The organism is Streptomyces sp. NPDC050842 (genome assembly GCF_044456565.1).
Lineage (GTDB): Bacteria > Actinomycetota > Actinomycetes > Streptomycetales > Streptomycetaceae > Streptomyces.
This window is the reverse complement of the sequence record NZ_JBITGA010000005.1, coordinates 146,740-169,805: the sequence shown is the minus strand read 5'-3', so window position 1 is coordinate 169,805 and position 23,066 is coordinate 146,740. Positions and strand designations below refer to the sequence as shown.

The 23,066-nt window shown below is 72.4% G+C and carries 22 protein-coding genes and 1 tRNA gene; 15 read left to right on the top strand and 8 right to left on the bottom strand.

What is annotated here, in order from left to right:
- Positions 1-16: 16 nt before the first annotated feature.
- Positions 17-808 (bottom strand): YcnI family protein, encoded by a 792-nt coding sequence (locus ACIBG6_RS17740; RefSeq protein ID WP_399223515.1) that lies wholly within the window; start codon positions 806-808, stop codon positions 17-19.
- Between the two features lie 134 nt (positions 809-942).
- The gene (locus ACIBG6_RS17735; protein WP_399223514.1) at positions 943-1,713 is read right to left on the bottom strand and encodes a hypothetical protein; all 771 of its coding nucleotides are present in this window, start codon (positions 1,711-1,713) and stop codon (positions 943-945) included.
- A gap of 204 nt (positions 1,714-1,917) precedes the next feature.
- Here ACIBG6_RS17735 and ACIBG6_RS17730 point away from each other — a divergent pair, with 204 nt between their 5' ends.
- On the top strand, positions 1,918-2,364 hold the full coding sequence (locus ACIBG6_RS17730; protein ID WP_399223513.1) for an ATP-binding protein: 447 nt from the start codon (positions 1,918-1,920) through the stop codon (positions 2,362-2,364).
- 126 nt (positions 2,365-2,490) lie between these two features.
- Here ACIBG6_RS17730 and ACIBG6_RS17725 read toward each other — a convergent pair whose 3' ends face one another.
- Both ACIBG6_RS17725 and ACIBG6_RS17720 read right to left on the bottom strand, forming a co-directional pair.
- Positions 2,491-3,954: an aminopeptidase P family protein gene (locus ACIBG6_RS17725; RefSeq protein WP_399223512.1), complete on the bottom strand. Its 1,464-nt coding sequence runs from the start codon at positions 3,952-3,954 to the stop codon at positions 2,491-2,493.
- 166 nt (positions 3,955-4,120) lie between these two features.
- Positions 4,121-5,575: a PP2C family protein-serine/threonine phosphatase gene (locus tag ACIBG6_RS17720; protein WP_399223511.1), complete on the bottom strand. Its 1,455-nt coding sequence runs from the start codon at positions 5,573-5,575 to the stop codon at positions 4,121-4,123.
- Positions 5,576-6,167: 592 nt separating this feature from the next.
- On the opposite strand from ACIBG6_RS17720, the gene ACIBG6_RS17715 reads away from it, so the two are divergent.
- Both ACIBG6_RS17715 and ACIBG6_RS17710 read left to right on the top strand, forming a co-directional pair.
- Complete coding sequence (locus ACIBG6_RS17715; protein WP_399223510.1) at positions 6,168-6,872, top strand: bifunctional DNA primase/polymerase; 705 nt, start codon at positions 6,168-6,170, stop codon at positions 6,870-6,872.
- Positions 6,873-7,035: 163 nt separating this feature from the next.
- The gene (locus tag ACIBG6_RS17710; RefSeq protein ID WP_399223509.1) at positions 7,036-7,695 is read left to right on the top strand and encodes a hypothetical protein; all 660 of its coding nucleotides are present in this window, start codon (positions 7,036-7,038) and stop codon (positions 7,693-7,695) included.
- Between the two features lie 219 nt (positions 7,696-7,914).
- On the opposite strand, the gene ACIBG6_RS17705 is transcribed toward ACIBG6_RS17710, so the two are convergent.
- From ACIBG6_RS17705 to ACIBG6_RS17695, 3 genes are all read right to left on the bottom strand, one after another.
- Entirely contained in the window at positions 7,915-8,892 is a 978-nt protein-coding gene (locus tag ACIBG6_RS17705; protein ID WP_317597325.1) for a DUF5926 family protein, read from the bottom strand.
- Between the two features lie 215 nt (positions 8,893-9,107).
- Positions 9,108-9,710 (bottom strand): ATP-binding protein, encoded by a 603-nt coding sequence (locus tag ACIBG6_RS17700; protein WP_399223508.1) that lies wholly within the window; start codon positions 9,708-9,710, stop codon positions 9,108-9,110.
- 81 nt (positions 9,711-9,791) lie between these two features.
- On the bottom strand, positions 9,792-10,622 hold the full coding sequence (locus ACIBG6_RS17695) for a glycerophosphodiester phosphodiesterase (protein ID WP_399223507.1): 831 nt from the start codon (positions 10,620-10,622) through the stop codon (positions 9,792-9,794).
- Between the two features lie 218 nt (positions 10,623-10,840).
- Here ACIBG6_RS17695 and ACIBG6_RS17690 point away from each other — a divergent pair, with 218 nt between their 5' ends.
- Positions 10,841-12,340, top strand: coding sequence for a S1C family serine protease (locus ACIBG6_RS17690; protein ID WP_399223506.1), 1,500 nt, complete (start codon positions 10,841-10,843; stop codon positions 12,338-12,340).
- Between the two features lie 272 nt (positions 12,341-12,612).
- Here the strand turns inward: ACIBG6_RS17690 and ACIBG6_RS17685 are convergent, their stop codons facing one another.
- Complete coding sequence (locus ACIBG6_RS17685) at positions 12,613-12,726, bottom strand: MHYT domain-containing protein (protein WP_399223505.1); 114 nt, start codon at positions 12,724-12,726, stop codon at positions 12,613-12,615.
- Between the two features lie 157 nt (positions 12,727-12,883).
- Here ACIBG6_RS17685 and ACIBG6_RS17680 point away from each other — a divergent pair.
- From ACIBG6_RS17680 to ACIBG6_RS17630, 11 genes are all read left to right on the top strand, one after another.
- Positions 12,884-12,973, top strand: a tRNA-Ser gene (locus ACIBG6_RS17680).
- A 106-nt stretch (positions 12,974-13,079) separates the two neighbouring features.
- Positions 13,080-13,604 carry an O-acetyl-ADP-ribose deacetylase gene (locus tag ACIBG6_RS17675; protein WP_399223504.1) on the top strand — a complete coding sequence of 175 codons (525 nt, stop codon included), beginning with the start codon at positions 13,080-13,082 and terminating at the stop codon, positions 13,602-13,604.
- 444 nt (positions 13,605-14,048) lie between these two features.
- On the top strand, positions 14,049-14,354 hold the full coding sequence (locus ACIBG6_RS17670; RefSeq protein WP_399223503.1) for a hypothetical protein: 306 nt from the start codon (positions 14,049-14,051) through the stop codon (positions 14,352-14,354).
- 221 nt (positions 14,355-14,575) lie between these two features.
- Complete coding sequence (locus ACIBG6_RS17665) at positions 14,576-15,754, top strand: acyl-CoA dehydrogenase family protein (RefSeq protein WP_399223502.1); 1,179 nt, start codon at positions 14,576-14,578, stop codon at positions 15,752-15,754.
- A complete protein-coding gene (locus tag ACIBG6_RS17660; RefSeq protein ID WP_399223501.1) occupies positions 15,751-16,728 on the top strand; it encodes a bifunctional MaoC family dehydratase N-terminal/OB-fold nucleic acid binding domain-containing protein in 978 nt (325 codons plus the stop codon). Before ACIBG6_RS17665 ends, ACIBG6_RS17660 begins: the two co-directional genes overlap by 4 nt.
- Before the next feature lies 1 nt (position 16,729).
- Positions 16,730-17,815 carry an acyl-CoA dehydrogenase family protein gene (locus tag ACIBG6_RS17655; RefSeq protein ID WP_399223500.1) on the top strand — a complete coding sequence of 362 codons (1,086 nt, stop codon included), beginning with the start codon at positions 16,730-16,732 and terminating at the stop codon, positions 17,813-17,815.
- A complete protein-coding gene (locus tag ACIBG6_RS17650) occupies positions 17,812-18,201 on the top strand; it encodes a MaoC family dehydratase (protein WP_317597337.1) in 390 nt (129 codons plus the stop codon). Before ACIBG6_RS17655 ends, ACIBG6_RS17650 begins: the two co-directional genes overlap by 4 nt.
- Entirely contained in the window at positions 18,198-19,364 is a 1,167-nt protein-coding gene (locus ACIBG6_RS17645; protein WP_399223499.1) for a lipid-transfer protein, read from the top strand. Before ACIBG6_RS17650 ends, ACIBG6_RS17645 begins: the two co-directional genes overlap by 4 nt.
- Before the next feature lie 52 nt (positions 19,365-19,416).
- Positions 19,417-20,451: a DUF1906 domain-containing protein gene (locus ACIBG6_RS17640; protein ID WP_399223498.1), complete on the top strand. Its 1,035-nt coding sequence runs from the start codon at positions 19,417-19,419 to the stop codon at positions 20,449-20,451.
- Between the two features lie 187 nt (positions 20,452-20,638).
- On the top strand, positions 20,639-21,196 hold the full coding sequence (locus ACIBG6_RS17635) for a SigE family RNA polymerase sigma factor (protein ID WP_317597343.1): 558 nt from the start codon (positions 20,639-20,641) through the stop codon (positions 21,194-21,196).
- Between the two features lie 148 nt (positions 21,197-21,344).
- A complete protein-coding gene (locus ACIBG6_RS17630) occupies positions 21,345-22,997 on the top strand; it encodes a long-chain fatty acid--CoA ligase (protein ID WP_399223497.1) in 1,653 nt (550 codons plus the stop codon).
- The last annotated feature ends 69 nt before the right edge of the window (positions 22,998-23,066 follow it).

The following is a 23,066-nucleotide window of genomic DNA, read 5'->3' as shown; positions in this document are numbered from 1 at the left end:
GAAGGAAGGGGGAGCGTCAGGCCGAGCGGCGGCGGCCGGCGAGGACGCCGAAGGCGACGCCGGCGATGCCGACGAGGATGCCGATGACGCCGAGGATCCGGGCCGTGGTGTCGGAGGAGGAAGAGGCGGCGGCCGTCTTCTCCTCGTGGGCGCCGGCCTTGTCGTCGTGCCCGCCCTTCGCGTCGGTGGAGGCGGAAGCCGAGGCCGACGGAGAGGTGGCGGCGCCGTGGTGGTCATCGCTCGCGGCGGAGAGCTTCAGGACGGGGGCCGGGTTCTGCGGCTCGTCCGCGCCCTCCTTCGCCTCCTCGATCCAGCGCACGACCTCCTTGTTGTCGTACGTCTGGATGGCCTTGAGCACGAGCTGGTCCGCGTCCTCGGGCAGCTGGCCGAGGGAGAGCGGGAACTGCTGGAACTGGCCGGGGCCGATCTTCGAACCGTCGGCGGTCCAGGTGACCTTGGAGACGGCCTCGTTGATCTTCTTGCCGTGGAGCTCCAGCGGCTTGCTGAGCTTGCTCTTCGTCACCTCGGCCTTCCAGCCGGGGACGGGCTGGGGCATGACGGAGGCCAGCGGGTGGTCGAGCGGGAAGTTGACCTCCAGCTTCACGGTGGAGGCGTTGTCGCGCTCGTTCGGGACCTTGATGTTGACGGTCGCGTAGCCGCCCTTGGCGGCCTCGCCCTGCGGCTGCACGCTGACGTGCGCGAAGGCCGTGCCGGACAGCAGCACGACGGAGGAGAGCGCGCTGCCACCGGCGAGGGCGACACGCGTGGCGGCGGAGAGACGCGAGGAGGAAGAACGGGAAACGTTCATGGCAGAAGACACTCCAGCTCGGGAGAGGACGGCGGGATCCGGCACGCCGAGGGGCGATACCCCTGTCGAGAGGGGCGGTACCCCTGTCGAGGCGTGCGGGCGTACGCGGCGCCGCTCCTGGTGAGCGGTCCGCGTCAGGCTGCGAGGACGCAGTCGGCGGCCGGAGGGCCGCGCCTGATCACCGTGTCCTCGAGCGCCTCGAACACGGGCGGCGGAGAGGAGTCGAAGGCCGTACGGGCCGGCCGCCGCGATCCGGCGTGCGGGGCGGCGGGCAGCCCGGCGAGCAGGCTCCGTACGAGGCGGAGGGCGGCCCGCAGCGAGCGCACGAGGGTGCACTCGGCGAGCTCCGTCGCGCCCTGCTCGGAGAGCTGGACGAGCCGGACCAGGGCCCGGTCGCCGCGGCGCAGCAGCCAGCCCGCGGCGAGTGCCGCGAGCAGATGGCCGAGGAGCATGGGCAGTCCGGGCAGGAGCCCCGCGGCCGGAGCCGTCGCGTGCCCCAGGTGGGCGTGGGCGTCGGCCGGGTCGAGCCCGGCGTCGGCGACGACCCGGGCGGCGTCGGCCGGGCTGAGAGCCCCGGTGCCCGCTCCGCAGACCAGCTTGGCGGCCATCCGCACGAGCGCGTCGTCGGCCGTGGGGCTCAGCGCGAGAGGCCGCTGCCCCAGGCTGAAGAGGGTGTGCAGGCCGAGCTGCCCGCCCGCGAGGGCGCCGACGACGAAGGCGAGGGAGCGTTCGCGTCCGGTGAAGAGGAGCGTGGTCCCGAAGACGCCGAGGAAACCGGCGACGAGGGTCCACAGGGCGATGCCCGCACAGGCGGCGAGGGCGTGTCCCAGCGCGGACAGCACGACGCAGACCGCGGTGAACACCGCGGCCCTCAGCAGCCGTGGAGCGAGCGCGGGGGCAGTCATGGCGGGCCCATCATCGCACCAGGGGTACGTCCGGCATGAGGCAGGTCCGGAAGGTCGTTCTTGGGCGTCTTCGGGGTGACATACACCGGCGTATCGGCGTGGTGCATCCGCCGAACGAGCGCTCTTGTCGCCTTCGGGGGCTTACGAAGGGTTCCGTCCGGCAATAGGTATCGGTATGTCGAGCCGCTGCCGGGAGGCTGGAGCATGAGCATCTGGTGGTCACTGCATCTGCGGCGCGAGGCTGCGAGCGTGCCGCTGGCCCGCCGGCTTCTGATGGGCACGATGGAGACGGCGGGCGTCGATCCCGACGTGTCGTACGACCTGTCGGTGGCGCTGACCGAGGCCTGTGCGAACGCGGTCGAACACGGCGGCGACGCCGTCGGTGGGACGGGCAGGGCGTACCGCGTGACGGCGTACCTGGACGGCGAGACCTGTCGTATCGAGGTCGCGGACTCCGGCCCGGGCTTCCCGGGCGCTCAGACGGCGCCGACGGCCCCCTCGGACGACGCCGAGCACGGCCGGGGGCTGCGTCTGATCGAAGAGCTCGCCGATCACGTCCAGTTCGGCAACCGCTCGGGCCGGGGCGGCGCGGTGGTCAGCTTCGACAAGATCCTGAAGTGGAAGGACGGCCCGTCCCTGCTGATGGCCTGAGCCTGCTGACGACCTGAGCCTGCTGATGGCCTGAGCCCGAGCGAGGCGTGTACGGATACGGGGAAGGGCCCCCGCCGGTCGGTCGGCGGGGGCCCTTCGTCTCCAACGTACGCGTGATCGCGGAGATCAGCCCTTCAGGCCGGCCATCCACGCCTCGACCTCTTCGGAGCGGCGCGGCAGCGCGTCCGAGAGGTTCACGTGGCCGTCCTCGGTGACGAGGATGTCGTCCTCGATCCGGACGCCGATGCCGCGGTACTCCTCCGGCACGGTCAGGTCGTCGGCCTGGAAGTACAGACCCGGCTCGACGGTCAGGCACATGCCCGGCGCGAGGGTCGTGTCGACGTACGCCTCGGTGCGCGCGGCGGCGCAGTCGTGGACGTCCATGCCGAGCATGTGACCGGTGCCGTGCAGGGTCCAGCGGCGCTGGAGGCCGAGCTCCAGGACGCGCTCGACCGGGCCCTCGACGAGGCCCCACTCGACGAGCTTCTCGGCGAGGACGCGCTGGGCGGCGTCGTGGAAGTCGCGGTAGGCGGCACCGGGCTTCACCGCGGCGATGCCGGCCTCCTGCGCCTCGTACACGGCGTCGTAGATCTTGCGCTGGAGATCGGTGTACCGGCCGTTGATGGGCAGGGTGCGGGTGATGTCCGCGGTGTAGAGCTCGTTGGTCTCCACGCCGGCGTCGAGCAGCAGCAGGTCGCCGGAGCGGACGTCGCCGTCGTTGCGCACCCAGTGGAGGGTGGTGGCGTGCGGGCCGGCGGCGCAGATGGAGCCGTAGCCGATGTCGTTGCCCTCGACGCGGGCGCGCAGGAAGAACGTGCCCTCGATGTAGCGCTCGCTGGTCGCCTCGGCCTTGTCGAGGACCTTGACGACGTCCTCGAAGCCGCGCGCGGTGGCGTCGCAGGCCTTCTTGAGCTCGGCGACCTCGAAGTCGTCCTTGATGAGACGGGCCTCGGAGAGGTAGACGCGCAGCTCCTCGTCGCGCTCGGCGGTGACCTTGTCGGTCAGCGCCGCCTCGATGCCGGCGTCGTGGCCGCGGACGGCGCGGACGGGGCCGGTGGCCTCCTTCAGGTGGGCGGTCAGCTCGCGGACGTCCTTCGCGGGGACGCCGAGGAGCTGCTCTGCCTCGGTGAGGGAGTGGCGGCGGCCGACCCACAGCTCGCCCTGGCCGTCGAGCCAGAACTCGCCGTTCTCGCGGTCGGAGCGGGGCAGCAGGTAGATCGTGGCCTCGTGGCCGCTCTTCGCCGGCTCCAGGACGAGGACGCCGTCCTGCGTCTGGTCGCCGGTGAGGTACGCGTACTCGGTCGAGGCACGGAAGGCGTACTCGGTGTCGTTCGACCGGGTCTTCAGCTGTCCGGCGGGGATCACCAGGCGCTCGCCCGGGAAGCGGGCGGACAGCGCGGCGCGGCGCGCGGCGGTCTTGTCGGCCTGCGCGATGGGCGCGAGATCGCGCAGCTCGGTGTCGGCCCAGCCGGACTTCATGTTCTCGGCGAGCTCGTCGGACACGCCCGGGTACAGGCCGTTCTTCCGCTGCTTGATCGCCTGCTCTTCGGTCGACTCTTCCGGGGTCTCCGGCGTGAGCTCCTCGGCCACGGGTCTGCCTCCTCTTGGTACGACACTGAACCCCCACCATCGTACGGTCGTACGGAAGGGGGCCCAGGGCCGGAAGGCCTATTACCGGAGCGTCACGTTCCGCTCACGCCTCGACGCCTCGGCGCCTCGACGCCTCGGCGCCCGGCGCCCGGACGCCCGGAAGCGCTCACTCGAACCGGGCCGCGAGCAGGACCACGTCCTCCTCCTCGGCACCGGCCGCGGTGAGGCCCTCCGGCAGCAGCGTCCGCAGGACGTGGTCGGCGATCGCGCCCGGGTCGCCCCGGTCCGCCTTCGGCACGCTCGAAGCGGCCGCGTGGAGCCGCGCGAAGGCCCGGTCCATGGCGTCGCCGGTACGGCGGAGCAGCCCGTCCGTGTAGAGAAGCACCGTTTCTCCCGGGGCGGGGGACAGCTCGACGCTCGGCGCCTCCCAGCAGGAGAGCATCCCGAGCGGAGCCGAGAGCGAGGTCTCGACGAACTCGGTGCGGTGGTCGCCGATGATCAGCGGCGGCGCGTGCCCGGCCCCGGCCAGGACGATCCGGCGCTGCGCGGGCTCGGCGTACGCGAAGAGCGCGGTCGCCGAGCGCGCGGGCTCGGTGAGCCGGAGCAGGAGCTCCAGGTCGGAGAGGACGGCGACAGGGTCCTCGCCCTCCATCACCGCGTACGCCCGGAGGGAGGCGCGCAGCCGGCCCATGGCGGCCAGCGCGCTCGGGCCGGTCCCGGAGACGGAGCCGACGGAGAGGCCGAGGGCGCCCTCGGGCAGCGGCAGCGCGTCGTACCAGTCGCCGCCGCCCCGGGGGCCGGTGCGGTGGCGGGCGGCGAGCTGGACGCCGGGGACGCGGGGGAGGCGGCTGGGGAGCAGCTCCTCGGCGACGGTGGCGACCTGGGCGCGGGCCCGCTCGACCTGGAGGAGACGGGCGAGGTGCTCGGTGGCGAAGCGGCCGTAGAGCCCGATGAGGTGGCGCTGGCGTTCGGAGGGCTCGGCGGGCTCGTCGTAGAGCCAGACGGCCGCGCCCAGCCGGCCGGCCTCCTCGGTGGCGAGGGGGAGGGCGTAGCTGGCGGCGTAGCCGAGGCGGGCGGCGACCTCGCGGTGGCGCGGGTCGAGGCCCTCCTCCGTACGGACGTCGGGGATGGCGATCGGATCGGGGACGCGGGCCGGGTCGGCGGGATCGGGGAGGCCGTCGAGGAGGCGGCCGTAGCTGGTCGCGCCGCGCGGGACGGTCTCGATCGTGCCGAGCTCGGCGTGGGCGAGCCCGAGGCCGATGGTGGTGGCGGGGCCGAGGCCGTCGGCGGGTTCGAGGACGGCCATGCCCCGGCGGGCGCCGACGAGGGCCGCCCCGGCGCCGAGCACCTCGGGGAGGGCTTCGTCGAGGGACGAGGTCCTGATGAGGCGCTCGGTGAGTTCGTGGAGGGTGGTGAGGTCGGAGACCCAGCCGGCCAGCCGGTCCTGGATCAGCACGCCGGGCGGGAGAGCCGCGTCGACGGGCGTCGCCGCCGCGGGGACCCCGGAAAGGGGCGCCGTAGTGTGCGGGGGAGAGGGAACCGTGGAATCGATTCCAGCCACATTCGGCATGTGTGGGGCGCTCATGTCAGTCGGCTTTCCGACTGGTGCGTTTGACGCCATAGCATCGCAAACCCCCATGTCATTCTGCGCCGCTCGATGCATCCACATGTACACGCACTGGAGGAGCGATGTCCAGCATTGTCCCCATGGGACTTGTGGTGTCCGTGAGCTTGGACGCAAGGGTTGAAGTACGAGGGAAGTTGGCCGAAAATTGCCCCCGGTGTGCACCTTTTGCGGTCGACTGGCGTCGTTTGAAAGCGCGTCATTCCGAGCGTGCTGGGTACGTACTCGATGACAGGCAGGGGCAGTTGGAGCTGCCCCGGAACGTGCCGTGGAACCCCGGCGTCTTACGTGCCGCAGGCCTCGGCTCGTCCCCCAGTGGCGGGGAACGTGTTCTGACCCGGCTTAGATCTGGCACCGATACGGATCGACCTGGCTCGACCTGGTTCCGACCTGGCTTCACCTGGTTCTGACCTGCTCCACCGGTTCCTCCCCGGCTCGACCTGGCTCCACCGGTTCATACCTGGCCCGTCGGCCCCGCCTCGGCGCGGGGCGGCGCACCACCGACCTTGTACGCGCTGATACGCACGGTGAAGAGATCTGCACATGGTGTGATGTGGATTCGGCGTTCAACGGAAAGGAACGAGCGCTCATGCGCGAGATCCTCGGAATCCTGGGACCCCTTGTGAGACGAGGCAGGCGACGCAGGCTCCGGCTCCGGCGCGAGGTGCTGACCGCCCGGCTCGACGCGGCGGTCACCTTCGCGGAGTGGGACTGGCCCGTCCTGCCGGGCGTGGGCCTGAGGGCGAAGACCCGCACGGCAGCGGGGCCGGCCTGCGCCTGCCCCGACCCCGAGTGCGCGGTGCCCGGCGCGCACCCGTACGACCCCGGGCTCCTCGCGGCCACCACCGACGAGCGGATGATCCGCTGGTGGTGGACCAGGCGACCGGAGGCCCCGGTGGTCCTCGCCACGGGCGGCGGCGCGCCCTGCGCGGTGAGCCTGCCCGCGGTGGCCGGAGCGCGGGCGCTGACCGCGCTCGACGCGATGGGCATGCGACTCGGCCCGGTGGTGGCGACGCCGACGCGCTGGTCGATCCTCGTCGCCCCGTACGGCCTCGAACGGCTGGGCGAGCTGCTGTACGCGAAGGACAGCGTGCCCAGTTCGCTGCGGTTCCACGGCGAGGGCGGCTATCTGCTGCTGCCGCCCTCGGTCGCCGGGAGCGGGCAGGTGCGGTGGGAGCGGGCGCCGCTCGCGGGCTCGGCCAGGCCGTGGCTGCCGGACGTGGAGGCCGTGGTGGACGCCCTGGTCGAGGCGAGCACGAGCACGCCGGGCGGCGGGAGCCGGCTCACGTACTGACGGCCGGCCGCGTACGGGCGCGGGCCCGGCCCGTTCACCCGAACGGGTGTGTCCTGGCCCGACTTGCAGGGGAAACGGGCGCGCGGCCGACCGGCCGCCCGCCGGCCGCCGATATGTTCGCCCCACCCGTCGAAGATCCCGGGCGAAAGGGCAGGTGGGTCGCATGAGTCCGGTGATGAGCCCGGCGAAACTCCGCGTGATCGGACTCGGGGCGGCCGTAGCGGTCGCCGTCCTGCTGCCGATCGTCGCGGTGGCGGGCCCGACGGGGCTGACGGGGCTGAGGGGTGATGCCGTACGGCCCGCCGGCTCCGGCGACGCGAAGCCCGGCGACGGGGGCCTGCTGCCGGACCTGGGGCTGGGCCTCGGATCCCGTACGGCGGAGCCTGCCGAGGCCGGCCCGGATCCGGCTCCCGCCACCCCGGCCGTGCCCTCGGTGACGCCCACGCCTTCCCCTGTTCCGGCGGCTCCCGAGCGGATCACGAAGTGTGGGCCGGAACTCGCCTCTCCCGACGGCATCGAGGCGCAGACCTGCGTCCTGGCCGAGGGTCCCGACACGTGGGCGCGTACGTACTACCGGAACGCGACAGGGCAGGAACTCGACGCGTTTCTGACCCTGATGGCGCCCGGCGGGCGGACCGTGCACGTGCGTTGTCCGGTCGCGGCGCAGGACGAACCGGGAACCTGTGAAACGCCCAGGGAACGCGGTCAGGGCAAGGCCACGGCGTATACGGCGGTCGCGGAATTCGCGGGTACCGGCGAAGGGGGAAGTACCCCGCTGCTGCTCAGGTCGGGGAGCAACACGGCGGACACCGAAGGAAGTTGAGCGCCGACGCCCCGGCGCGGCCTGGGGCGGGCATGGAAACGCCCGGTCGCTGGCGACGGGGGATGCACCAGCGACCGGGCTTCCAGAACGGTAACAAGAGATCTGCTGTTCGCAAATTCGATCTCGGTTATTCGGACAGGGATTTCCCCGCCCGCAGACCGGGTTGTGGTGGAAGTCACCGACTGGTCGGTCTGTCAGTCACCGATACCACCTGGGGTATCAGCTGAGAGTCACCTGACGGTTCGTGAGGCCGCCGCGCGCCCGGCGCTCCTCGGCCGTCAGCGGGGCGTCCGAGGCGAGCGCCCCGGCGAGCCGCTCGGCGAACTCGGCGGCCGGCTTCTCGCACTCCTCGGCGGTCATGGAGGTCGGCAGGTCCCACACCGGCACCATCAGACCGTGGGCGCGGAAGGAGCCGACGAGCCGGGTGTCGGCGCCGAGGGACGTGCCCTCGCCGGCCTGGAGCCGGGCGAGCGCGTCGAGGAGCTTCTCCTCCGGGTGCGGCATGACCCAGCGCAGGTGGTTCTTGTCCGGGGTCTCGCACCAGTACGCGGAGTCGACACCGGTCAGCTTGACCGTCGGGATCGCGGCGGCGTTGGCCCGCTCCAGGGAGGCTGCGACCTCGGGGTCGGCACCGTCCGCGGACGCCGGGATCCAGAACTCGAAGCCCGTGTGGACCTCCGGCGCGAACGGGGCGTCCGCGTCGAGCAGCTCCTGCAGGCGAGGGCCCTCGGCGGGCACGCGGCGCGGGGGAACCGGGGTGCCCGGCTCGGTCTCCAGGGCGCGCTGGAGGGTGTCGGCGAGGTCGCGCGCGAGGTCGCCGGAGGACGAGTCGTTCTGCAGGGCGAGCAGGACGGAGCCGTCGTCGCGGCGCAGCGCCGGCCACGCCATCGGCAGCACGGTCGCGAGCGTCACGGACGGCACGCCCTCGGGCAGCCCGCCCTTCAGGGTGAGCGGCACGGTGGCGGCGGGCACGAGCTCGCGGAGCGCGACCCAGTCGCATTCGCCCGGCAGGCCCTCGAAGGGGCGCTGGACGAGCTCGGTCACGGCGTGCGAGGCGGACCGGCCGTGACAGGCCTTGTAGCGGCGGCCCGAGCCACAGGGGCAGGGCTCGCGCGCGCCGACGACCGGGATCTCCCCGCTCGTGACCTGTGCCTGGCCGGCCTTGCCGGCCTTCGTCTGGGGGCGCTTCTTGGCCATGGTGTGGCTTTCTCCCGATCGCGGCGGTGCTGTGTGCGTGCTGTATCGGGCGCGAGCCTAGCCGCACAGGGCACCGCCGCTCCTCAGGCGGGGCGCGGCCCCGCCCGAGGCGCGCCGGTCCGACGCGCGTCGGTCGGGGGCATCCCGGACCGCAGCCTGGGGCATGCCGGACCGGGGCCCGGGGCATGCCGGATCGCGGCCCGGGTGTCCCGGCGTCAGTCCAGATCGTCGTACGTATCGAGGAAGTCGAAGGCCGAGCCGCCGCCGACTCGCGCCGCGAAGTCCTCGCGGCGGTGCCCCTCGGTGACCACGACCCAGACCGTGACCTCGCCGGTCGCGCTGTCCCGTACGCCCCAGTCCTGGGCCAGCGCGCTGATGATGTTCAGCCCGCGTCCGCCGCGTGCGGTGACCGACGGCGTGGACGGCACGGGTCTCGTGGGACCACCGCCGTCCGTCACCTCGACCCGCAGACCACCCGCCGGGTCGACCCGCCAGGCCGCCAGGACATCGCCCTCGCCCCGCTCCGCCCGTCCCAGCGGCCTGCCGTAACGACAGGCATTGCTGAGCAGCTCCGAAAGGATCAGTACCGCGTCGTCGACGACCGATTCGGACACCCCGCTGCGGTACAACTCGTCCCGCATCTGGTGTCTCGCCTCACCCACGCCCGCAGGGCCATGGGGTACGGCCATGCTCGACGACGTGGGCACCTCTTGTGCCACCACCAACGCCACCCCCGAGACCTCCTTTGCCCCACGCCACCGTGTGGATGCCCCACTGGACTGGACCGGAAACCGGCCAACGCACGTGGCGTGTCGCACTCGTGACGATCGCGTACGCGCTGAACGCGCCGGTGCACTCCCCGTAAGCCCTGGGGAAGGTGTGACGAATGGGGCAGGAGCTCAGTCGCGGCCCAGCTGCGAGAGCACCTGCTTGGGGCGGTTGGTGATGATCGCGTCCACGCCCAGACGTACGCAGAGCTCGACGTCCTCGGGCTCGTCCACCGTCCAGACGTGGACCTGGTGCCCTGCCTTCTGGAGCCGCAGGATCACGGCGGGGTGGTGGCGGACGATCCTGATCGAGGGGCCCGCCACGCGCGCGCCCGCGGGGAGGCGTCCATCGCGCAGCCGCGGGGTGACGAACTGGGTGAGGGAGACGGTCGGCAGGGTCGGCGAGGCGGCGGCGATCCGGTGCAGGGAACGGGCCGAGAAGCTCATGACCCGCACGGGAGAGTCGTCGCGGGACGCCGGGGCGTCGAGTCCGAACCGCTTCAGGAGCTGGAGGAGCCGCTCCTCGACCTGGCCCGCCCAGCGGGTGGGGTGCTTGGTCTCGATGGCCAGCTCGACCCGGCGCCCGGCGTCGGAGACGAGCTCCAGGAGGCGCTCCAGGGTGAGGACGGAGGTGTACTCGGGGTCTCCCCAGTCGGGGCTCTCGGAGGCTTCGCCGCGTTCCTCGCGTTCCTTCCAGACGCCGAAGTCGAGCGCGGCGAGGTCGGCGAGTTCGAGGGCGGAGACGGCGCCGCGACCGTTCGACGTACGGTTGACGCGTCGGTCGTGGACGCAGACGAGGTGGCCGTCGGCGGTGAGCCGGACGTCGCACTCCAGGGCGTCGGCGCCGTCCTCGATGGCCTTCACATAGGCGGCCAGGGTGTGTTCCGGGGCGTCCTCGGAGGCTCCGCGGTGGGCGACGACCTGGACGGGTGCGCTGTTCGGGTGCTGCCGTGCGTGAGTCACGGCGTCATGGTGCCATTGGCGGGGTGGGGCGAGCACACCGGAAGCTGTCCGTTCTGCCCGTATATAAAGGATGGGGCGCGGATGCACAGCTCCGCCTTACGGCGGCCTGACGCCCGGTGGGAAAAGCTGGTCACGACACCCTGCGCCAGGCACGACCACCCACGACCACCCACGACCATTCCGCGCAGTGATCGAGCAGCCAACGAGGAGAGCGAGCTGTGAGCACCGAGAACGAGGGCACGGCGGTTCCGGCGGACCCGACCGCCCCGTCCGCACCTCCGACGCCGCCCGCCCCTCCGACACCTCCCGTACCTCCGGCACCGCCGGCGGCGCCGGCCGAGCCGGTGACGACGGCCGAGCCGGTGCCGACGGAACATGCAGCGGCACCGGCTCCTGCCCAGGCGCCCCCTTCCCAGGCACCGGCAGCGGCCCCCGCACCGGCACCGGCCCCCGAGCCCGCGACCGTCGCGGCTCCCGCGGCGCCCGCCGCCGCGGCGGCAGGCGCGGCCGGTGGCTGGCCCCCGCCTCCGCCGGCCGTACCGGCCTGGGGCGCGCCCGTCCCGCCGGTACCCGTCGCTCCCCAGGCGCCCCGCAAGCGGACCGGCGGCATCGTGGCGGCCGTCCTGGTCGCGGCGCTCGTCGCGGGCGGTGTCGGCGGCGGCATCGGCTACTGGGCGGCCCAGCGCGGCGACGAGGGCACCGGCTCGACGACGGTCTCCTCGGGCGAGGCACCGGCCTCGTTCAAGCGCGACCCGGGGACGGTCGCCGCGGTCGCGGCGAAGGCGCTGCCGAGCGTGGTCACGATCCAGGCGAAGTCCGGCGCGGCGCAGGGCGAGAGCGAGGGCGGCACGGGCACCGGCTTCGTGTACGACCAGGAAGGCCACATCGTCACCAACAACCACGTGGTGGCGTCGGCGGCGGAGGGCGGCACGCTCTCCGTGACCTTCTCCGACGGCAAGACGTACGACGCGGAGGTCGTCGGCCGGGCCCAGGGCTACGACGTGGCCGTCCTGAAGCTCACGAACGCCCCGAAGGGGCTGAAGCCGCTGCCGCTCGGCAACTCCGACCAGGTGGCGGTCGGCGACTCGACGATCGCGATCGGCGCGCCGTTCGGCCTGTCGAACACGGTGACGACGGGCATCATCAGCGCCAAGAACCGCCCGGTCGCCTCGGGTGACGGCTCGGGCGGCGGCAACTCGTACATGAGCGCCCTGCAGACCGACGCCTCGATCAACCCGGGCAACTCCGGCGGCCCGCTGCTCGACGCGAGCGGCGCGGTGATCGGCATCAACTCGGCCATCCAGTCCACCGGAAACGGCTTCGGCCAGTCGCAGGCGGGCTCGATCGGCCTCGGCTTCGCGATCCCGGTCAACCAGGCGAAGAACGTGGCCCAGCAGCTGATTAAGACGGGCAAGCCGGTCTACCCGGTGATCGGCGCGACCGTGAACATGACCGAGCAGGGCGAGGGCGCGACGATCGCGGCCCAGGGCACCGGCGGCACCGCGTCGGTCACCCCGAACGGCCCGGCGGCGAAGGCGGGCCTCAAGGCCGGTGACGTGATCACGGGCTTCGGGGGCCACGCGATCGACAGCGGCCCCGCGCTCATCAGCGAGATCTGGACCCACAAGCCGGGCGACTCGGTCAAGATCACCTACGAGCGCGACGGCAAGACGTCCACGGCCACCGTCACCCTCGGCGAGCGCACGGGCGACAGCTGACGGCACGGAACGGCCGCAGGGAAAGGGGGAGGGGAGCACCGGCAGTCACCAGGTGCACCCCTCCCTCTTCACGCGCGTTGCCGCGCGTCTACGAGCGCCACCCGTGGGAAGAGGCGAGGGTCTCGGTGCTCGCCTCCCGCGCATCCCACGAACCCTCGCTCACGTGTCGATCCGCGAGGCACCGAACTCGCCGAACTCGCCCATCTGACGGCCCTTCCGGTGCGCCGGTCGGCGCGGCTCGTCGTCGCCCATGATCAGCAGCGGGTCGAACATCACGACGGCTGGAAGCCGAGCATGGCGATGAAGTGCATCGTCCAGATGCCGCACCCGATGGAGGCCGCGCCGAGCGCCATGCCGTAGCTGAAGCCGTCGATCGTGCCGTGCACCCTGCAACCCTTCGGGAATCACGCGGCGGACACCGCGAAACTCAGATGTGGTGAACAAGGGACTCTGACCCGGCCCCCTCCCCGGCCGACCCAGCCCCACCCCGCTCCCCGGCCGGGTACGCTGTAGCCCGCTCCACCCCAGGTGGGCCGGGGCGAGGGTGGGTTGCCCGAGCGGCCTAAGGGAACGGTCTTGAAAACCGTCGTGGCAGCGATGTCACCGTGGGTTCAAATCCCACACCCACCGCCAGTGGAACGGCCCCTGACCAGGAACGACAGTCAGGGGCCGTTCTGTCGTCCGGGGCTCCCGGGTCGCCGTTGTTCCTCGTGGGTTCCGGAGAGGGAAGGCTTTCGGCATGGTGCGGATCGTGCTCGTTCAGGGGGACATCACGGCCGAGGCGGCGGACGCGGTGGTCAACGCCGCGAACTCGTCGCTGCTCGGCGGTGGCGGTGTCGACGGGGCCATCCACCGGAAGGGCGGGCCGGAGATCCTCGCCGCCTGCCAGGATCTGCGGCGCTCCCACTACGGCAAGGGGCTGCCGACCGGCCGGGCCGTGGCGACGACCGCGGGGCGGTTGCCGGCCCGGCATGTGATCCACACCGTGGGGCCGGTCTGGTCGCGGGACGAGGACCGGTCGGCGCTGCTGGCCTCCTGCTATCGCGAATCCCTGCGGGTCGCGGACGAGTTGGGGGACCGCACGGTCGCGTTCCCGGCCATCTCCACCGGGATCTACGGCTGGCCGATCGAGGACGGGGCCAGGATCGCGGTGGAGACCGTGCGGGCCGCCCGTACCGAGGTGGAGGAAGTGCGGTTCGTGCTGTTCGACGCGGGGGCGTACGCGGCCTTCGAGGCGGCGGTCGGCAGCCAGGACCTTCCGTAGGGCAATTCGGCAGGGCAGTTCGGCAGGGCAAAGCGTCAGCGTCAGGCAATGCGTCGAACCTTTCTCCGGGCATCGCCGATGTGTTCGCATTCCTTGTGCCCGGGACTCGCCGGGCCGTCTTTCCGAGAGAAGGATTGGCGGAAAATCTGCCGGAACGCTTCCTCCCTTGCCGTGCCCGGATTCTTTCGGCCACGTAGCTCTCGCCGACCGGCTGAGCTGCGCCGTTCTCGCTTCGCCGGGGTTTATCAGCCTGTCCTCACGCTTGCGGGGGAATAAGCCGCTCCGGGGTGGTTCGACGGGGATTCGGTGGGCAACTCTGGATTCGCGACGTCGAGCACAACGACCGAGGCGGTCGGCCAACTGCCTGGGTAATGGCTGTAGTTCAGAGAAGTTCTCGAAGCAGTTCCGTGCAAAGCATCAGTTTCAGTTCCCGGAGGAACACACATGGCAAGCATCCGTACCGCCCGCGTCCTCGCCGCTGCCGCCGCCCTGCCCCTCGCCGCCGCGCTCTTCACCGGGGTGGCCCAGGCCGACAACGGCGGATTCGCGGACGACGGATCGAACACGAGCGTCGCCACGATCATCGGCAGTGGTGTGGGCGGGGACAACAACGGAAACTCGACCACCACGCAGCAGGTGGCGACCGGCTCCGGTGCCTCCAACCAGAACAACACGGCGAGCGTGAACGGCTCCGCGTTCACCCACATCGACCAGTCGAACGCGGTGGTGAACTTCCACCCGTGGTGGTAGTCGGCAGAAGCACGGGAGCCGGCCCGACGGGGGGCGTGACCGCGGTGTGAACAACGGCCTGTGCGCCGGTACTTCGGTACCGGCGTACGGGCCGTCCCGCGTTTCCGCGGTCGCGCGCCCCGGGGCACGAGACCGCCACGCGTACGGTCGCCGACCTTGACAGAGGTCCTGAATCTGACGGACAGTCAGAAACCTCAGTCGTCCCACGGGAGGCCGTCGCCGTGCACCTCGCCCCGACCGAGCGGCAGCTGCGGCTGCGCGCCGAACTCCGCGCGTACTTCCGCGAGGTGATGCCCGAAGGACCGCCTCCCTCCGGCGACGCCGCCGCCCAGCGCCGGCTGCTCCGCCGGATCGGCGCCGACGGGCTGCTCGGCCTCGGCTGGCCCGAGGAGTACGGCGGGCAGGGGCGCGGCCCCGACGAGCAGTTCGTCTTCTTCGACGAGGCCTACCGGGCGGGCGCCCCCGTCTCCATGGTCACCCTCAACACCGTCGGGCCCACCCTCATGAAGTACGGGACCGACGAGCAGAAGGCCTACTTCCTGCCCCGGATCCTGCGCGGCGAGACCGTCTTCGCCATCGGCTACAGCGAGCCCGAGGCCGGTACGGACCTCGCCTCCCTGCGGACCCGGGCGGTACGGGACGGGGAAGGCGACGGCGCGGACTGGCTGATCGACGGGCAGAAGATCTTCACCTCCAACGCCCAGAACGCCGACTGGATCTGGCTCGCCTGCCGCACCGACCCCGACGCGTCGCCGCACCGGGGCATCTCCATCGTCCTCGTCCCCACCGACGAGCCCGGTTTCTCCTGGACCCCGATCGCGACCGTCGGTGGTCTGACGACGACCGCCACCTACTACGACGGGATACGGGTCCCCGCCGGGAACCTCGTCGGGCCGGAGCACGGCGGCTGGGGGCTGATCACCGAGCAGCTCAACCACGAACGGGTCGCGCTCGCCGCGATCGGCATGCAGGCCGAGGACTTCTTCGCGGCGGCGCTGGACCGGGCGCGTACGCCCGATCCGGTGACGGGCAGGCGCCGCATTGACGAGCCGTGGATACGGATTCGGGCCGCCGAAGCGCATGCCCGACTGGCGGCGACGCGCCTGCTCAACTGGCGTTTGGTGGGGGACGTGGGGGCCGGCCGACTGGCCCCGGGGGACGCGAGCGGCGTGAAGTTCGCGGGAACCGAATCGGCGGTCGAGGTGTATCGAATATGTCAGGAGATCGCGGGCGGGGCGGGGACGGTGCGAGCGGGATCGCCGGGGGAGTTCGACGGCGGCGAGCTTGAGCGCATGAACCGGGCCGCGCAGATCAACACCTTCGGGGGAGGGGTGAGCGAGGTGCAGCGCGAGATCGTCGCGAGGATGCGGCTCGGCATGAAGGGGAGGGGGCGGCGATGAGCGGTACGGGGCGGGCGGCAGCGGCGACGAGCGACGGGGAGCGCGCGACGGACGCGCTGTACGAGCGGCTCGCCGCCTACGAGGGGCGGTCCGCCGCCACCGCCGGAGTCGGCAGGGACCCCGTCAACCTGCCCATGATCCGGCACTGGTGCGAGGCCATGGGCGATGCCCACCCGGCGTACGAAGGACCCGGGGCGGTCGCGCCACCGACCATGCTCCAGGCATGGACCATGGGCGGCCTCTCCGGGCACAGCGAGCGCTCCGGGGCGTACGACGAGCTGTCCGCGCTCCTCGACGCCGCCGGCTACACCTCGGTCGTCGCCACCGACTGCGAGCAGGAGTACCTCCGGCCCCTGCGGCCGGGGGACGCGATCACCTTCGACGCCGTCATCGAGTCCGTGTCGCCGCGCAAGACGACCAAGCTCGGGACCGGTCACTTCGTCACGACGCGGATGGACGTCCGGGCGGACGGGGAACTCGCCGGCACCCACCGCTTCCGGATCCTCAAGTACGCGCCCGCCGGGCGCCCCTCGAAGCCCGACCGGAAGACCCCGGAGCCGGCCGCCGCGGCGCCCCGGCGGCCGCGCCCGGTCGTCAACCGGGACAACGCCGGATTCTGGGAGGGCGTGGCCGCGCACCGGCTGCTCATCCAGCGCTGCGGCGACTGCGCGAGCCTCCGTCTCCCCTGGCTGCCGGGGTGCGCCGAGTGCGGCTCGCCGGAGTGGGACACGGTCGAGGCGAGCGGTGCCGGGACCGTCTACTCGTACGTGGTGATGCACCACCCGCCCTTCCCGGCCTTCGACCCTCCTTACGCGGTCGGGCTGATCGAGCTGGCCGAGGGCGTACGGATGATCAGCAACGTGGTGGGCGTGCCGTACGACAAGGTCCGGATCGGGATGCCGGTGCGGCTGGAGTTCCTGCGGGTCGACGACGAGCTGGAGCTCCCCGTCTTCCGCGCGGCAGGGGAGGGCTGACATGGACTTCACCCCCACCGAGGAGCAGGAGGCCGCCCGGGACCTGGCCGCGCGGATCTTCGGCGACCTCGCCACCCACGAGCGGCTCGCGGCCACCGGCACCGGCAGCGACGCCGAGCTGTGGAAGGCCCTCTGCGCGGCCGGCCTTCCCGGCGCCGTCGAGGAGACCGGGCTGCTGGGCCTCGTCCTCCTCCTGGAGGAGCAGGGGCGCAGGACCGCGCAGGTACCGCTCGCCGCGAGCTGTGTGTACGGGATCCTCGCCGTCGCCCGGCACGGCACGGAGGAGCAGCGCGCCCGGCTCCTGCCGGGCCTCCGCGACGGTACGACGGTGGTGACGGGCGCGTTCCCCGCGACCGGCGGGGTCACGGCGACCGGCGGGGTCGCGGCGACCGGCGGGGTCGCGGCGACCGGCGGGGTCGCGGCGCGCGAGGGGCGGCTCAGCGGGGCCGTCGACTGGGTGCCGTGGCTCAGGGACGCGACCCACGTCCTCGTGCCGGACGCGGAGCGCGCCCTGTGGCTCGTCCGCACCGAGGACGCGGCCGGGATCGAGAGTGTCGAGCTCACCGCGCCCTGGTCCGCGGGGCGGCTCGTGCTCGACGGGGCGGCGGGGGAGCGGCTGGGGGCCGGCCCCGGCGCCTGCGCGGACGTGCTGGCCGCCGCCCGGGTCGCTTTCGCCGGGCTCCAGGCGGGGGTGTGCGCGGGGTCTCTCGCCAGGGCCGTGGAGTACACCTCCGTACGTGAGCAGTTCGGCCGCCCGCTCTCCACCCATCAAGCCGTCCAGCTGCGCGCCGCGGACGCCCACATGGACACCGAGGCCATCCGGGTCACGGCCTACGAGGCGGCCTGGCGCCACGACGAGGGCCTGGACGCCACCGAGGCCGCCCTGACCGCCGCCTGGTGGGCGTCCGAGGCGGGCAAACGGGTCGTGCACACCGGGCAGCACCTCCACGGCGGCATGGGCGCCGACCTCGACCACCCCGTCCACCGGCACTTCCTGTGGGGCCGGCAGCTCGACGCCTATCTGGGCTGCGGCACCGAACTCCTCGCCGAACTCGGCGACCTGCTCGCGAAGGGAGACCTGTCATGAAGCCCGGGGACGAGCTGCCACCGCTGTCGATCCCGATCACCCGCACCCTGATCGTCGCCGGGGCCGTGGCCTCCCGCGACTACCAGGACGTCCACCACGACGCCGAACTGGCCCGGGAGAAGGGCTCCCCGGACATCTTCATGAACATCCTCACGACCAACGGACTCGTGGGCCGCTACATCACCGACCACTTCGGCCCCCGAGCCGTCCTCCGCAGGGTCGCCATCCGGCTCGGCGCCCCCAACTACCCCGGGGACACGATGACCCTGACCGGGACGGTCACGGAGGTGGCCGGGGACACGGCCACGGTCCGGGTCGTCGGGGCCAACGACCTGGGACACCATGTCACCGGGACGGTCACCGTCACCGTGGAGGTGGCGCGATGAGCGTCCGTACCAGGGACACCCTCGGCGGCCGGGCGGCCGTCGTCGGCATCGGGGCGACGGAGTTCTCCAAGGACTCGGGCCGCAGCGAACTCTCCCTCGCCGCCGAGGCGGTACGGGCCGCCCTCGACGACGCCGGACTGGCCCCCGGCGATGTCGACGGCCTGGTCACCTTCACCATGGACACCAACCCCGAGATCACCGTCGCCCAGGCCGCCGGCATCGGCGAGCTGTCCTTCTTCTCCCGCGTGCACTACGGCGGCGGGGCCGCCTGCGCCACCGTCCAGCAGGCCGCGCTCGCCGTAGCGAGCGGCGTCGCCGAAGTCGTCGTCTGCTACCGGGCGTTCAACGAACGCTCAGGGCGCCGCTTCGGCTCCGGCGTCCAGCAGCGCGAGCCCTCCGCCGAGGGCGCCGCACTCGGCTGGCAGCTGCCCTTCGGGCTCCTCACCCCGGCCTCCTGGGTCGCGATGGCCGCCCAGCGGTACCTCCACACCTACGGGCTGACCCCGGACGCCTTCGGGCACGTCGCCGTCACGGACCGGCGGCACGCGGCCAGCAACCCCGCCGCGTACTTCCACGGGAAGCCGATCACCCTCGCCGACCACGCCGCCTCGCGCTGGATCGTCGAGCCGCTGCGGCTCCTCGACTGCTGCCAGGAGACGGACGGCGGCCAGGCGATCGTCGTCACCTCCGTCGAGCGCGCCCGCGACCTGCCCAGGCCCCCCGCCGTGATCCTGGCGGCGGCGCAGGGCGCCGGACGGAAGCAGGAGGCCATGACCAGCTTCTACCGGGACGAGTTGACCGGGCTGCCGGAGATGGGGGTGGTCGCCCGGCAGCTCTGGCGGACCGCCGGCCTCACCCCGGACGACATCGACGTGGCCATCCTCTACGACCACTTCACACCGTTCGTGCTGATGCAGTTGGAGGAGTTCGGCTTCTGCGGTCCGGGAGAGGCGGCGGACTTCGTCGCGGCCGACGCCATCCCGCTGAACACCCACGGAGGTCAGCTCGGCGAGGCCTATCTGCACGGCATGAACGGCATCGCGGAGGCGGTGCGGCAACTGCGCGGCACGTCCGTGAACCAGATACCCGGCGCGGCCCGGACTCTGGTCACGGCGGGCACGGGGGTTCCCACGTCCGGGTTGATCCTGGGCGCGGACGGCTGACACGACGGCCGCAGCGGTGGCCGGGCGGGGCGGGCGGCCCTTCACTCGCGGCATGAACACAAACGCACCGCCCCCGTCCGCCGCCCCGCTTCCGGCCCCGGTTCCGGCTTCGCTCCCGCCCGTCCGTCCGCCGCACGCACGATCCGCGCCGCCTCCCGGGGCGCGGGCCGTGGTCACCGCCCTCGTGGTGGCGGCGATGGCCGGCGCCGCACTCGTCACGGGCCCGACCTCGGTCACCGCCCGGGCCTCGGCTCCCGTCTCCGCTACTCCAGTCCCTGCCGCTCCCGCCCCTGCCGCACCCGCCGTCGGGGCGCCCGCCCCTGCCGCGCCCGCCGTCGGGGCCTCCGCGCCCGTCTCCGCGCCGCGGTTCGCGGGCAAGGCCTTCGACACCTGTGAGGCGCCGTCCCTCGCGGTGATGAAGGCCTGGCTGGCGTCCCCGTACCGGGCCGTCGGGGTCTACTTCGGGGGCCGGGGCCGGGGCTGTCCCACCCAGAAGGAGCTGAACCCCGCCTGGGTCGCCTCCGCCCACGCCATGGGCTGGCGGCTGCTGCCGCTCTTCGTCGGCTCCCAGGCGCCGTGCGTCTACGCCGCCGCGAAGCGGCCGTACGCCATCGGCCCAAGCCCCTGGGACCAGGGCGTCCGGGAAGGGGGCGAGGCGGTGCGGGCGGCGCGGGCCCTGGGGATCGACACGAGCAGCCCGCTGTACCTGGACATCGAGTCCTTCCAGGTGGAGGACACGCCCTGTGCGGCCACCACGCTCTCCTTCGTCCGCGCCTGGAACCGGGAGGTGCGGCGCCTCGGCTATGTGCCCGGCTACTACAGCAGCGCCGAGACCGGTATCCGGCACATCGAGGGGGAGCGGAAGGCGGGAACGGAGGACCTGCCGTCCGTGCTGTGGTTCGCGCGCTGGCGGGGCGTGCCCACGCTGTACGCGGAGGCGTCGCTGCACCCGGAGGCCTGGATGCCGCACGCCCGGATCCACCAGTACGCGGGCAACGTCGCCGAGTCGTACGGAGGACGCCGGATGCTGATCGACCGCAACGCGGTGGACGCGCCCGTCGCCCGTGTCACGCCGACCGGCACCTGACCGCCGGTACGGGAGCGCCCCAACCTCCCCGCGACCCTGGTTCGACCCGGTATCGACCCTGACTCCGGTGGAGGGGCGACTCCACCCAGAGGAGGTCCGGGCGTCGCCGTTCCTCCAACCTGAGGCGGACCCCGGTTCGGGACCTGGGGCCGATCCGCCGGGCACGGTCCGCTTCTAGCGTGGAGTCATGACTCCGCCACCCTCTGGCCCCGTCTGCACCGGCGCCTCGAAGGCCGCCCTCGGCCACGTGCCGTACCCGTCGTTCTCCTCGTACGTACGGGCGCGTGGTCCCGTGTTGCTGCGTACGGCGCGCTCCCTGACCGCCAACCCCTGCGACGCGGAGGACCTCCTCCAGACCGCGCTCACCAAGACCTTCGTCGCCTGGGAGCGCATCGAGGACCACCGCGCCCTGGACGGCTACGTCCGCCGCGCGCTGCTGAACACCCGTACGTCGCAGTGGCGCAAGCGCAAGGTCGACGAGTTCGCCTGCGAGGAGCTGCCGGAGCCGACCGGCCTGCCGGAGCCCGACCCGGCCGACCGCCAGGTGCTGCACGACGCGATGTGGCGCGCGGTGATGAAGCTGCCGGAGCGCCAGCGCCAGATGGTGGTCCTGCGGTACTACGAGGACCTCAGCGAGGCCCAGACCGCCGAGGTCCTCGGGGTCTCGGTCGGCACGGTCAAGAGCGCGGTGTCCCGGGCGCTCGGCAAGCTCCGCGAGGACCCGGAGCTGACCCCCGTACGGTAGGAGACAGGGGTGGAAATCAGCAGGAAGAGCAACTTCCGCCAGTGATCACTGGCAATTTACGTACTCCCGGGTAGTGACATACCGCGCGGTACGTGCGCAGAATCTCCACACCCTTTCTGCCACGTAGCGCCCACCGGGAGGACGCCCCGTGTACAGCACCATGCAGGACGTACAGCTGACCGTGAGCCGCATCCTCAAGCACGGGATGACGATTCACGGGAAGTCCACCATCACCACCTGGACGGGCGAGCCCGAGCCGCAGCGCCGCACGTTCGCGGAGGCCGGAGCCCGCGCGCACCAGCTGGCCAACGCCCTGCGCGACGAACTCGGGGTGACCGGCGACCAGCGCGTCGCGACCCTGATGTGGAACAACTCCGAGCATGTCGAGGCGTACTTCGCGATCCCCTCCATGGGCGCGGTCCTCCACACCCTCAACCTCCGCCTTCCCCCCGAGCAGCTGGTGTGGATCGTCAACCACGCCGCCGACCGGGTCGTGCTCGTCAACGGCTCCCTGCTGCCGCTCCTCGTCCCGCTGCTCCCGCACCTTCCGACGGTCGAGCACGTGGTCGTCGCGGGCCCCGGGGACCGCTCCGGCCTCGAAGGCGTCGCGCCGCGCGTGCACGACTACGAGGAGCTGATCGCCGGCCGCCCGACCACGTACGACTGGCCCGAGCTCGACGAGCGCTCCGCCGCCGCGATGTGTTACACCTCCGGCACCACCGGCGACCCCAAGGGCGTCGTCTACTCCCACCGTTCGATCTACCTGCACTCCATGCAGGTGAACATGGCCGAGTCGATGGCCCTGACCGACAAGGACACGACCCTCGTCGTCGTGCCGCAGTTCCACGTCAACGCCTGGGGCCTCCCGCACGCCACCTTCATGACCGGCATCAACATGCTGATGCCGGACCGTTTCCTCCAGCCGGCCCCGCTCGCCGAGATGATCGAGCGCGAGCGGCCGAGCCACGCGGCGGCCGTCCCCACCATCTGGCAGGGCCTGCTCGCCGAGGTCACCGCGAATCCCCGCGACCTCTCCTCGATGTCCCAGGTCACCATCGGCGGCGCGGCCTGCCCGCCGTCCCTCATGGAGGCGTACGACCGGCTCGGCGTCCGTCTCTGCCACGCCTGGGGCATGACCGAGACCTCCCCGCTGGGCACGATGGCGCACCCGCCGGCCGGTCTGAGCGCCGAGGAGGAGTGGCCGTACCGGGTCACGCAGGGACGTTTCCCCGCCGGTGTCGAGGCGCGGCTCGTCGGCCCCGGCGGCGACCACCTGCCCTGGGACGGCGAGTCGGCGGGCGAGCTGGAGGTCCGCGGCACCTGGATCGCGGGCTCGTACTTCGGCGGTGCCGACGGCGAGGAGATCCGCCCGGCCGACAAGTTCAGCGAGGACGGCTGGCTCAAGACGGGCGACGTCGGCGTGATCAGCCCCGACGGCTACCTCACCCTCACCGACCGGGCGAAGGACGTCATCAAGTCCGGCGGCGAGTGGATTTCGAGCGTCGATCTGGAGAACGCCCTCATGGCGCACCCGGAGGTCGCCGAGGCCGCGGTCGTCGCCGTGCCGGACGAGAAGTGGGGCGAGCGGCCGCTCGCGACGGTCGTCCTCAAGGAGGGCGCCACGGCGGACTACGAGACGCTGCGGTCCTTCCTCGCCTCCGAGGGCGGCATCGCCAAGTGGCAGCTGCCGGAGCGCTGGGCGATCGTGCCGACGGTGCCGAAGACGAGCGTCGGCAAGTTCGACAAGAAGGTCATCCGCAAGCAGTACGCGGAGGGCGAGCTGGACGTGACCCAGCTCTAACGACAGCGACAGCGACAGCGACAGCGAAAGGGAAGGGGGCGGGACGGGCTGAAGCCCTTCCCGCCCCCT

What these genes read in the sequence shown, in the direction of transcription:
- ACIBG6_RS17655 (WP_399223500.1), top strand. Translation starts at nt 16,730, where the DNA reads ATGGACTTCACCCCCACCGAGGAGCAGGAGGCCGCCCGGGACCTGGCC.
- ACIBG6_RS17635 (WP_317597343.1), top strand. Translation starts at nt 20,639, where the DNA reads ATGACTCCGCCACCCTCTGGCCCCGTCTGCACCGGCGCCTCGAAGGCC.
- ACIBG6_RS17740 (WP_399223515.1), bottom strand. Translation starts at nt 808, where the DNA reads ATGAACGTTTCCCGTTCTTCCTCCTCGCGTCTCTCCGCCGCCACGCGT.
- ACIBG6_RS17670 (WP_399223503.1), top strand. Translation starts at nt 14,049, where the DNA reads ATGGCAAGCATCCGTACCGCCCGCGTCCTCGCCGCTGCCGCCGCCCTG.
- ACIBG6_RS17650 (WP_317597337.1), top strand. Translation starts at nt 17,812, where the DNA reads ATGAAGCCCGGGGACGAGCTGCCACCGCTGTCGATCCCGATCACCCGC.
- ACIBG6_RS17715 (WP_399223510.1), top strand. Translation starts at nt 6,168, where the DNA reads ATGCGCGAGATCCTCGGAATCCTGGGACCCCTTGTGAGACGAGGCAGG.
- ACIBG6_RS17730 (WP_399223513.1), top strand. Translation starts at nt 1,918, where the DNA reads ATGAGCATCTGGTGGTCACTGCATCTGCGGCGCGAGGCTGCGAGCGTG.
- ACIBG6_RS17735 (WP_399223514.1), bottom strand. Translation starts at nt 1,713, where the DNA reads ATGACTGCCCCCGCGCTCGCTCCACGGCTGCTGAGGGCCGCGGTGTTC.
- ACIBG6_RS17640 (WP_399223498.1), top strand. Translation starts at nt 19,417, where the DNA reads ATGAACACAAACGCACCGCCCCCGTCCGCCGCCCCGCTTCCGGCCCCG.
- ACIBG6_RS17645 (WP_399223499.1), top strand. Translation starts at nt 18,198, where the DNA reads ATGAGCGTCCGTACCAGGGACACCCTCGGCGGCCGGGCGGCCGTCGTC.
- ACIBG6_RS17660 (WP_399223501.1), top strand. Translation starts at nt 15,751, where the DNA reads ATGAGCGGTACGGGGCGGGCGGCAGCGGCGACGAGCGACGGGGAGCGC.
- ACIBG6_RS17705 (WP_317597325.1), bottom strand. Translation starts at nt 8,892, where the DNA reads ATGGCCAAGAAGCGCCCCCAGACGAAGGCCGGCAAGGCCGGCCAGGCA.
- ACIBG6_RS17675 (WP_399223504.1), top strand. Translation starts at nt 13,080, where the DNA reads ATGGTGCGGATCGTGCTCGTTCAGGGGGACATCACGGCCGAGGCGGCG.
- ACIBG6_RS17720 (WP_399223511.1), bottom strand. Translation starts at nt 5,575, where the DNA reads ATGGCGTCAAACGCACCAGTCGGAAAGCCGACTGACATGAGCGCCCCA.
- ACIBG6_RS17710 (WP_399223509.1), top strand. Translation starts at nt 7,036, where the DNA reads ATGAGTCCGGTGATGAGCCCGGCGAAACTCCGCGTGATCGGACTCGGG.